This window comes from Amycolatopsis sp. NPDC101161 (genome assembly GCF_044768185.1).
In the GTDB taxonomy this organism is placed as follows: domain Bacteria; phylum Actinomycetota; class Actinomycetes; order Mycobacteriales; family Pseudonocardiaceae; genus Amycolatopsis.
In genome coordinates, this window is record NZ_JBIWPI010000005.1 from 784,284 (window position 1) to 794,001 (window position 9,718).

The 9,718-nt window shown below is 70.3% G+C and carries 7 protein-coding genes; 6 read left to right on the forward strand and 1 reads right to left on the reverse strand.

The genetic code is table 11. From position 1 onward, the window contains the following. Positions 1–377 precede the first annotated feature (377 nt). From ACIRSS_RS37155 to ACIRSS_RS37175, 5 genes are all read left to right on the forward strand, one after another. The gene (locus ACIRSS_RS37155) at positions 378–1,604 is read left to right on the forward strand and encodes a diguanylate cyclase (RefSeq protein ID WP_400904032.1); all 1,227 of its coding nucleotides are present in this window, start codon (positions 378–380) and stop codon (positions 1,602–1,604) included. Positions 1,605–2,274: 670 nt separating this feature from the next. After that, positions 2,275–3,342: an NAD(P)-binding domain-containing protein gene (locus ACIRSS_RS37160; RefSeq protein WP_400904033.1), complete on the forward strand. Its 1,068-nt coding sequence runs from the start codon at positions 2,275–2,277 to the stop codon at positions 3,340–3,342. A gap of 452 nt (positions 3,343–3,794) precedes the next feature. Next, the gene (locus ACIRSS_RS37165) at positions 3,795–5,354 is read left to right on the forward strand and encodes a discoidin domain-containing protein (protein ID WP_400904035.1); all 1,560 of its coding nucleotides are present in this window, start codon (positions 3,795–3,797) and stop codon (positions 5,352–5,354) included. A gap of 10 nt (positions 5,355–5,364) precedes the next feature. Further along, complete coding sequence (locus tag ACIRSS_RS37170) at positions 5,365–6,594, forward strand: MFS transporter (protein WP_400903563.1); 1,230 nt, start codon at positions 5,365–5,367, stop codon at positions 6,592–6,594. Next, entirely contained in the window at positions 6,591–7,532 is a 942-nt protein-coding gene (locus tag ACIRSS_RS37175; RefSeq protein ID WP_400903564.1) for a hypothetical protein, read from the forward strand. The genes ACIRSS_RS37170 and ACIRSS_RS37175 overlap by 4 nt, the downstream gene beginning before the upstream one ends. On the opposite strand, the gene ACIRSS_RS37180 is transcribed toward ACIRSS_RS37175, so the two are convergent. Next, positions 7,522–8,094, reverse strand: a complete 573-nt coding sequence (locus ACIRSS_RS37180) for a TetR/AcrR family transcriptional regulator (RefSeq protein ID WP_400903566.1) — start codon at positions 8,092–8,094, stop codon at positions 7,522–7,524. The genes ACIRSS_RS37175 and ACIRSS_RS37180 overlap by 11 nt on opposite strands. Before the next feature lie 79 nt (positions 8,095–8,173). Between ACIRSS_RS37180 and ACIRSS_RS37185 the strand changes: the two genes are divergently transcribed. Beyond that, positions 8,174–9,550, forward strand: coding sequence for a cytochrome P450 (locus ACIRSS_RS37185; RefSeq protein WP_400903568.1), 1,377 nt, complete (start codon positions 8,174–8,176; stop codon positions 9,548–9,550). The last annotated feature ends 168 nt before the right edge of the window (positions 9,551–9,718 follow it).

A 9,718-nucleotide genomic window follows, 5' to 3' on the forward strand; every position in this document is an offset into this window, starting at 1 on the left:
CGCGGTGGTCTTGCTCTTCCCTCGGCGAGGGTGGGATCGCTGAGGTGGGATTCCCACTTCGGCGTTCCCAGGTTGGCGTTCCCGCTGCTGCGTTCTCGGGTCCGTTTTCCCCGGGCGATGATCCGCTCGTGCGGCGCTGAGCTGGGTGGATCTACCCTGCGCGGGTGTTCGGGCAGGCGCGTTGCCCGCAAATCGCCCGGACTGGCGACGCGCGTCGTCGGAACGGCTACGCTGGGCTACCTGGTCGGCCGAACTTCGCGCAAGGGGTACGTCACGATGCCGGTCCGTCACTTCCGTGGCTTCGGCTCTTGAGAGCCCAGGCCGCCGTGCGCCGGGAAGCGCTTTCCGCCTGGCCGGGCTGGCCCGCGCGGTGGCAGATGTGGGCCGGGGCGAAAGCTCGCTGGATCACCTACGCGCTCGGGTGTGAGCTGGTCGCCGTCGTCGCGACCGGGACCGCGCTGGTCACCGGGTTCGGCGGGCCCGTGCGGCCGGTGTGGTTCGCGGTGCTCGTCGCGCTCGGCGTGGCGCAGGCCGAGATGTCGCGCCGGATCGAGCGGCTGCGGCGGTGGATGAGCGGGCAGACGCACATCAACGTCACGTCGGTCTGGTACCTCGCCGGCGTCGTGCTGCTGCCGCCGGCGTGGGTGGCGCTGCTGGCTGTCGTGCTCTACACGCACCTGTGGGTGCGCGTGTGGCGTCAGGTGCGTACGCGGCCCGCGCACCGCTTCGTCGCCAGCACGGCTTGGGCGATGCTCTCCTGCTTCGCTGCTTCGTCCGTTCTCGCGGTTTCCGGGTTGCACGGAACGCCGTTGCAGACTGCGCGCGGGCTGTTCGCGCTTTGCCTGGCCGCGGTGGTGTTCGAGCTGGTGAACATCGGCCTGGTCGCGGCCGGGATCTGCCTCTACACGAGCCAGCGCTCGGCGGCCGACCTGATCGGCACGTGGGAGGACAACGCCTTCGAGCTGGCGACGCTCTGTCTGGGCGGCCTCGCCGCGTTGGCACTGGCCGAGCAGCCGGTGCTGGTGGTGTTCGTGGTCGCGCCGTTGCTGCTGTTGCACCGGTATCTGTTGCTGAAACAGCAACTGCAGGTAGCAGCGGTGACGGACGAGAAGACGGGCCTCCTCAACACGGCGGGCTGGCACGAATCGGCGGTGCGAGAACACACGCGCGCGCAACGTCGCGGCCCGGCGGGCAGCGGGTTCGCGGTGCTGATGATCGACCTCGACCACTTCAAGCGCATCAACGACACGTACGGCCACCTGACCGGCGACGACGTCCTGGCTGCGGTGGCGGTGGCGATCTCGGGCTCGGTGCGCCAAGGCGACACGGTCGGCCGCTTCGGCGGCGAGGAGTTCGTGGTGCTGCTGCCGGCCATCGGCCGCGCGGACGTACTGGCGATCGCCGAGCGCGTGCGGGCGGCGGTGGGGGAGCTGAACGTGGTGATCTCAACGGGCGGCGGCACGGTCCGGGTGAGCGGTTTGTCGGTCTCGATCGGCGTGGCGCGGCATCCGGACGCGGGGCCGACACTGGACGACGTGCTCAGGTCCGCCGATGCGGCGTTGTATCGGGCGAAGGAGGCTGGGCGGAACCGGGTTGCCGTGTGAGGGGTGCGCGCGGGGCAGCTGATCGGTGGAGGTGCTGCGGGCGGCGGCCAGTAGCTGGCTGCGGTGCCGCGCGGCGCGGGTGCCGGCCGAGGAGCGCGCGGGGCGGCTGATCGGTGGAGGTGCTGCGGCCAGTAGCTGGCTGCGGTGCCGTGCGGCGAGGGCCGGAGGGTGAGGAGCGCGCGGAGGCAGGACGAGGAGCCTGGTGCTGGCCGGATCGGTTGGGGCTGGCGCGGGCAGCGGCCGCCGTGGGGTATCGACCGGGCGGTCGGCTGCAGAAGTGAGTGGTGAGGACCCGGTCGAGGAATGCGCGGGGTCTTTCCAGGACCGCGGTGCGGTTGGGCGGGCACGGTCGGCCGGTTGAGGTGCTGCGGGCGGCGGCCGGCTGCGGTGCCGTGCGGCGAGGGGAGTACGCGGACGCGCGGGTTTGGACAGGCGGAGACCGGACTGGGTCGATTGGGAGTGGCGCCGGCAGTGCCGAACCGGGCGGGTGGCTGCGGTGCCGTGCGGGTGAGGGAGCCGGGGACGCGAAAGCGCTGGTTCGGGCGGGTGCTGGACGTGCGCAGGCTAAGCCGGTCGGCGTCGGGGTGCGGGCTGGCTGCGGTGGCGCGCAACACCTGCCCCTGTGATGAACGGCGCGAAATACCACCTCGCCGTAACCGTTGAAACCGGCATGAGCCGTGCGGATCACGAGACCGACGTCGTGGTGATAGGGGCTGGGCAGGCCGGCCTCTCGGCCGCCTATCACCTTCGGCGGGCCGGGTTTGCCAATGGCGATGGCTTCGTCGTCCTCGACCATGGCAAACGCGCTGGGGGTGCCTGGCAGTACCGGTGGCCCTCCCTGGTTCTCGGCAAAGTGCACGGCATCTACGACCTGCCCGGCATGGCCTTCGGTACCCCGGACGTGACGCGGCCCGCCTCCGAAGTCGTCTCGGAGTACTTTGCCCGGTTCGAAAGCGTCTATGACCTCCCTGTCTTGCGACCCGTCGACGTCCAGTCCGTGACGCGGGCGGGGGATCGGCTCGTGGTGGCGAGCCCTGCGGAATCGTGGGCCGCGAAGGCCGTCATCAGTGCCACCGGTACGTGGGACCGGCCCTTCTGGCCGCGCTATCCCGGGCAGGACACCTTCGCCGGACGTCAGGTGCACACGGCCGACTACACCGGGCCCGAAGAGTTTCGCGGCCGGCGGGTTGTCGTCGTCGGAGGTGGGGCCTCCGCCGTTCAGCTACTCATGGAGTTCGCTCCGCTCGCTCGCGCGACGGCGTGGGTCACCCGGCGGCCGCCCGTGTGGCGGGACGAGCCCTTCAGCGAGAACTGGGGACGCGACGCCGTCGCGAAGGTCGATGAACGCGTGCGTGCCGGGCTTCCTCCCGAGAGCGTGGTGAGCGTGACCGATCTGGCCGTGACGCCCGAGGTGCGCGCCGCGCGGGCCGCGGGGATCCTCGATCGGCGGCCCATGTTCGAGCGCATCACGCCCGACGGGGTCGTCTGGGCGGACGGCTCTCGCTTCGACGCCGACGTCATCCTCTGGGCAACCGGGTTCCGCGCGGCCATCGACCACCTCGCGCCGTTGCACGTCCGGGAACCCGGGGGCGGGATCCGGATGGACGGCACGCGCGTGGTGCGCGAGCCGCGGCTGCACCTCGTGGGGTACGGGCCCTCGGCGAGCACCGTCGGGGCGAATCGGGCGGGACGGGCCGCGGTCGGCGAGATCAAGAAGCTGCTGAGTTCGGACGCTTGAGGTCATGAATCCGAAGCTACCCGAACACCTGTGCGACGATCATCGCTGGATCGGGTGAACTCGGCGGCGACGCGGAAGCTCGATTTTGTTGTGGAGCAAGGGAAAGGCGATGGGCGCTGCCCCCGGTTCCCACGCTACCCGCGACCACCGACAAAGCCGGAAGCCGCCGGGAAAGGTCGGACCGCCGTCCCGCGGCGCGGTGCAGTATTCCGCTCATCGAGACATGCTCTGAGCTGGGGAAATCGCCTAAAACTCACCCTCTTGACCGATTCAACGACAAGACACGTCTTGTCAGCCGAAACCGATCATCGATACAGTCTGCTTAGTTAGGAAAGTTTCCTAACAGTTTAGCTCCCGTTAACCCGACGCCGCAGCCCACCCGCCACCGCCAGGCCCGTAAGGAGCGCGACGTGCCGTCGACCCGTCTACGAACATTCACCCGCCTCACCCCCGTGCTAGCCGCGGCCACCCTGCTGCCCTCCGCGATCGTCGTCGCGCACGCCAGCGAACAGGCCGATGTCCTTCTCTCGCAAGGAAAACCGGTCGCGACCTCGACCGTCGAAAGCTCCTCCTACGCCGGGAGCAAAGCCGTCGACGGCAGCGCCACCACGCGGTGGGCCAGCGCCGAAGGCGCCGACCCGCAGTGGCTGCGGATCGACCTCGGCCAGTCCTCCGCGATCCACCGCGTGCTCCTCAACTGGGAAGCCGCCTACGCCAAGAAGTACCGCATCGAAGTCTCCGACGACGGCACGAACTTCACCGCCGCCACGTCCGTCGACGCCGGCGACGGCAAGACCGACGACCTCACCCTGAACGCGCACGGCCGGTACGTGCGCTTCGTCGGCGTCACCCGCGCCACCAGCTACGGCTACTCCTTCTGGGAAATGCAGGTCTTCGGCAGCACGGACTCCTCCGGCGACACCCAGCCCCCGACCACCCCGGCCGGCCTCACCGCCGGCACGACCACCGCCACCAGCGCCGCCCTCACCTGGACCGCCGCCACGGACAACGTCGGCGTTGCCGGGTACGACATCCTGCGCAACGGCACCCCCGTCGCCACCAGCACCACGACGTCCTACACCGACACCGGCCTCGCGCCCGACACCAGCTACACCTACGCCGTCCGCGCGCGCGACGCCGCCGGGAACGTCTCGGCCGCCAGCACGCCGGTCACCGTGAAGACCAAGGCGGGCAGCGGAACGAGCTTCGTCCTCGCCGCGGCCGGCGACATCGCCGAACGCTGCACCTCGAGCAGTTCGAGCTGCGCCCACGTGAAAACCGCGAAGCTCGTCGAAACGATGAACCCGGCCGCCGTGATCACCATGGGCGACAACCAGTACGACGACGCGCACCTCTCGGACTTCAAGTCGTACTACGACAAGACGTGGGGCAAGTTCAAGAGCATCACCCACCCGATCCCCGGCAACCACGAGTCCTACGACGACACGCCCTTCAAGGGCTACGAGGACTACTTCGGCGCCATCGCCAAGCCGCAGGGAAAGCGCTACTACAGCTGGGAAATGGGCAACTGGCACTTCATCGCCCTCGACTCCAACGACTTCGTCACCCACGACGACTTCGCCGAGCCGCCCCAGATCACCTGGCTCAAGCAGGACCTGGCCAACAACACGAAGGGCTGCGTCGCCGCCTACTACCACCACCCGCGCTGGAGCTCGGGTGACCACGGCGACAACCCGGACAGCATCGAGCTGTGGAACATCATGACCGCCAACAAGGTCGACCTCGTCCTCAACGGTCACGACCACGACTACGAGCGGTTCCTCCCGCAGAACGCCGACGGCCAAGCGGACGCGAACGGGCCGGTCGAGATCGTCGGCGGCAGTGGCGGCGCGAGCCTGTACGACCTTCACACCGCGCACCCGACGACCGCCAAGCTGCTGAAGACCTACGGCGTCCTCAAGCTGTCGATGACGGACACCTCGTTCCAGTCGCAGCTCATCGGCGTCGACGGCAAGGTCCTCGACAGCAGCCCGACCTACACCTGCCACTAGGAGCCGGGGCATGTACATCGCGGCGAGCCGTACCTCGGACCTGGCGGCCGGCGAGAACCGGAAACCCGCGCTCAAGAGGGTCTCCGCCAACGTGGTCGCGCTGGGGATGGTCAGCCTGGTCACCGACGTCTCCTCGGAGATGGTGACCGCCGTCCTCCCGCTCTACCTGGTGCTCGGCCTCGGCCTGAACCCGCTGCAGTTCGGGCTGCTCGACGGGCTCTACGCCGGCGCCACCGCCCTGGTGCGGGTGCTCGGCGGCCACCTCGCCGACCGGTGGCGGCGCCTGAAGGCCGTCGCCGGGTTCGGGTACGGCTTGTCCGCGGTGTGCAAACTCGGCCTGGTCGCGGCCGGCTCGTCGGTCGCCGCGATCGGCGTCGTCCTCGCCGCCGACCGCACCGGCAAGGGCGTGCGCACCGCCCCGCGCGACGCCCTGATCTCGCTGTCCAGCGAGCCGGACGCGCTCGGCCGGTCGTTCGGCGTGCACCGCGCGCTCGACACCGTCGGCGCGTTCCTCGGGCCGCTCGTCGCGATGGCCGTGCTCGCGCTGAGCCTCGGCAGCTACCCCAGCGTGTTCTTCACCAGCTTCTGCGTCGCGGCGATCGCCGTGCTGCTGCTGGCCCTCTTCGTCCGCGACCGCCCCGGCGGCGTCGACCGCGCCGCGGTGTCGCTGCGAACGGCGGCGGGTCTTCTCAAGCAGAGCGACTTCCGGCGCGTGACGCTCTGGGCCGCGCTGCTCGGCCTGGTCACGGTCGGCGACTCCTTCGTCTACCTCGCCCTGCAACGGCGCTGGGAGATCGCGGCGACGTTCTTCCCGCTGCTGCCGCTCGGCACCGCCGGGGTCTACCTGGTGCTCGCCGTGCCGCTCGGCAAGCTCGCCGACCGGATCGGCCGCTGGCCGGTGTTCCTCGGCGGCCACGCCGCGCTGTGCCTGGCGCTGGTCCTGCTCTGCGGCCCGGCTTACGCGGCCATCCCGGTCGTCGCGCTCGGCCTGCACGGCGTGTTCTACGCGGCCACCGACGGCGTCCTCATGGCCGCCGCCGGCCCGCTCATCCCGCGTGACCTCCGCGCCACCGGGATGGCCGTCGTGCAGACCGGGCAGGCCGTCGCCCGCATGCTCTCCTCCGTCCTCTTCGGACTGGCCTGGACGCTCTGGGACCTGCGGCCCGCGGTGCTCGTCGCCGCCGGCTGCCTGGCCGCCGTGGCCCTCGCCGCCGCCCTCGCGAAACCGGTGCGCCCGTGAAGAAAATCGTCGTCGCCCTGGCCGGTACAGCCCTCTTGGTTGCCGCGGCCGTCGTCTACACCGTCAGTGCCCGCCACGACGCGGACGCCACTCCGGCCGCCCAGCTCACCCTGGGCCCCGGCCAGCTGCTGTTCCGCGACACGGCGACCGGCCGCATCGGAGCCGTCCCGCTCGCCGACACCGGCAAGAAACCCCAGCTCAGCGGCCTGAAGTGCGACCGGTTCGCGGTGGCGAAGCAGACGGCGGTGTGCCTGGCCGTCCAGCCGGGCACGCTCCCCGCGGTCACCGACGTCCTCGTCCTCGACGACCACCTCGCCGTCCGCCACACCGAGTCGCTGCCGGGCACGCCGAGCCGCGCCCGGGTCTCGCCGGACGGCAAGCGCGTCTACTGGACGCTCTTCGTCACCGGCGATTCCTACGCGGAGACCGGGTTTTCGACGCGCGCGGGACTGTACGAAGTGGACACAGGTCGGCTCGTCAAGACGATCGAGGAGCTGCCGGTGTTCGTCGACGACAAGCGCTACTTCGCCGCCGACGCCAACTACTGGGGCATCACCTTCGCCCCCGATGGCAACCGCTTCTACGCCACCCTCGGCAGCAAGGGCAAGACGTACCTCGTCGAGGCCGACTACAAGCGCTACCGGGGGAAAGCCCTCCGGGAGAACGTCGAATGCCCGTCGCTGTCCCCGGACGCCACCCGGGTCGCCTTCAAGAAGAAGGTCGGCGACGGCGTCTGGCGGCTGTCGGTCCTCGACCTGAAAACCCTGCGGGAAACCGAGCTGGCGGAACAGCAGAGCGTCGACGACCAGGCCCTGTGGCAGGACGACCACACCGTCCTCTACGGGCGGGACAACGCCGTCTGGGCGGTCCCGGCGGACGGTTCCGGCGCCCCGCGGAAGCTGGCCGAGAGCGCCGCGTCGCCCGCCGTCACGGGGTGACGCCGACCGCCGCGAACAACGTCCGCACGCAGAGGTCGCGCAGTTCTTCCTGGGTGACCTTCGGCTGGTCCAGCCACTCGAGGATGGTCGCCGCGACGAACGTCAGCCAGCCTCGGACGGCCAGCCGCGTCACTTCGGTGACGGGCGTCAGCACGCTCACCGCGTCGAGGATGCGGGTGGCGTTCGCGGCCATCCCGGCCTCGCGGATCTCCTGGATCTCGCGGTCGGCGCCGCTCGCGGCGCGGTGCACGATCCGGTAGCCGTCCGGGTGCGTGCGCGCGAACTCGAGGTAGACGTCGAGCCCGGCCCGCAGCTGTTCCGCCACGGGCAGCGCCGGGTCGGGCTCGCTCATGGCCAGGAGCTGGTCGCGTTGCGCGCGGACGATCGACGCGAAGAAGTCCTTCTTGGTGGGGAAGTAGTGGTACAGCAGGCCGCGCGAGACCTGCGCGATCTCGGCGACCTCCTCGATCCACACCTCGTCGTACGGCCGGTTCGCGAACAGGCCGGCGCCGATCGCCAGCAGCTGCTCGCGACGCTGTTCGGTGCTCAGCCGCGTCCGCATCCCCCGAGCTTACTTGACACGGGTTCAGTAGCGGGGGATCGTGACCCTATTGGATACGGGTTCAATAGAGGGGCACGCCGTGGACACCACCGGGATTCCGCACCGGCCGGGCCGCCTGCCGGTGATCGGTGACCTGATCGGCGCCAACCCGCGCACGCCGCTGCAGGACACGCTGCGCATCGGCCGGCGCGTCGGCCCGATCTTCACGCGCAAGGTCTTCGGCTTCGAGATCGTCTTCGCCGGCGGCGTCGACCTGGTGACTGAGCTGAACGACGAGACGAAGTTCGGCAAGCACGTCGGCCTGGGCGTCGAGAACCTGCGCGCGGTCGCCGGCGACGGGCTGTTCACCGCGCACACCCACGAGCCGAACTGGCGCCTGGCCCACGACATCCTGCAGCCCGCGTTCTCCGCCGAGGCGATGCGTCGCTACCACCCGGTGATGCTGGAGGTCGCCCACGAGCTGACGTCGGCCTGGGACGCGGCGGACGGCCCGGTCGACGTCTCCGCCGACATGACCCGCCTGACCCTGGAGACGATCGGCCGCGCCGGGTTCGGCTACCGCTTCGGCTCGTTCGAACGCGCCGAGCCGCACCCGTTCGTGACGGCGATGATCCGCGCGCTGCGGTACGCGCAGCTGCAGAACGTCAAGCTCCCGTTCGTGCGACGCGCGTTCGCCGGGACGCCCGAGCAGAACCGGGCCGACATCGCGACGATGACGAACCTGGTCGACGAGGTCATCGAAGCCCGCGCCGGCTCGGACAACCTGCTGGAGCTGATGCTCACCGAGGGCCACCCGGTGACGGGGGAGCGGCTGGACCCGGTGAACATCCGCAACCAGGCCATCACGTTCGTCGTCGCCGGCCACGAGACGACGTCCGGCGCGCTGTCGTTCGCGCTGTACTACCTGACGCGCCACCCGGAGCTGCTGGCGAAGGCGCGCGCGGAGGTCGACGCGGTGTGGGGTGACCGCGAGCCGGCGTTCTCGGACGTCGCGAAGCTGCGTTACGTGCGTCGCTGCCTCGACGAGGCGATGCGGCTCTGGCCGACCGCGCCCGGTTACTCGCGCGAAGCACGCGAACACGTCGTGCTCGGCGGGAAGTACCGGATGCGCAAGGGGGACTGGGTGATCGTGCCGCTTCCCTTGGTGCACCGCGATCCCGCGGTCTGGCCCGACCCCGAGCGGTTCGACCCGGACCGCTTCGAACCCGCCGCGGTGAAGAAGCGGCCGGCGCAGGCGTACAAGCCGTTCGGCACGGGCGAGCGCGCCTGCATCGGCCGCCAGTTCGCGCTGCACGAAGCCGTGCTGGCGCTCGGGATGGTGTTGCAGCGCTACGACTTCGACGTCGACCCGTCGTACGAGCTGAAGATCGTCGAGTCGCTGACGCTCAAGCCGAGCGGGTTCACGCTGCGGCCGCGGGTACGCACGGCGGCCGAAAATGTCGGTGCCGTCCGGTAATGTTGATTACGGGGGGCGCCCCTATCGGGTTGTCGAGCCGCAGCGGGGCGGGCCAGGCAGATGAGGGTGGCGTTGTGCTCGCTTGCGGTCGTAGTAGGCGCGGCTCGTCGGGTCGGCCAAGGCTGCGAATGCGGCGAGGAAGAACGCGCGTTTGAGCCGCCTTGCCGT

What these genes read in the sequence shown, in the direction of transcription:
- ACIRSS_RS37155 (WP_400904032.1), top strand. Translation starts at nt 378, where the DNA reads ATGTGGGCCGGGGCGAAAGCTCGCTGGATCACCTACGCGCTCGGGTGT.
- ACIRSS_RS37160 (WP_400904033.1), top strand. Translation starts at nt 2,275, where the DNA reads ATGAGCCGTGCGGATCACGAGACCGACGTCGTGGTGATAGGGGCTGGG.
- ACIRSS_RS37170 (WP_400903563.1), top strand. Translation starts at nt 5,365, where the DNA reads ATGTACATCGCGGCGAGCCGTACCTCGGACCTGGCGGCCGGCGAGAAC.
- ACIRSS_RS37180 (WP_400903566.1), bottom strand. Translation starts at nt 8,094, where the DNA reads ATGCGGACGCGGCTGAGCACCGAACAGCGTCGCGAGCAGCTGCTGGCG.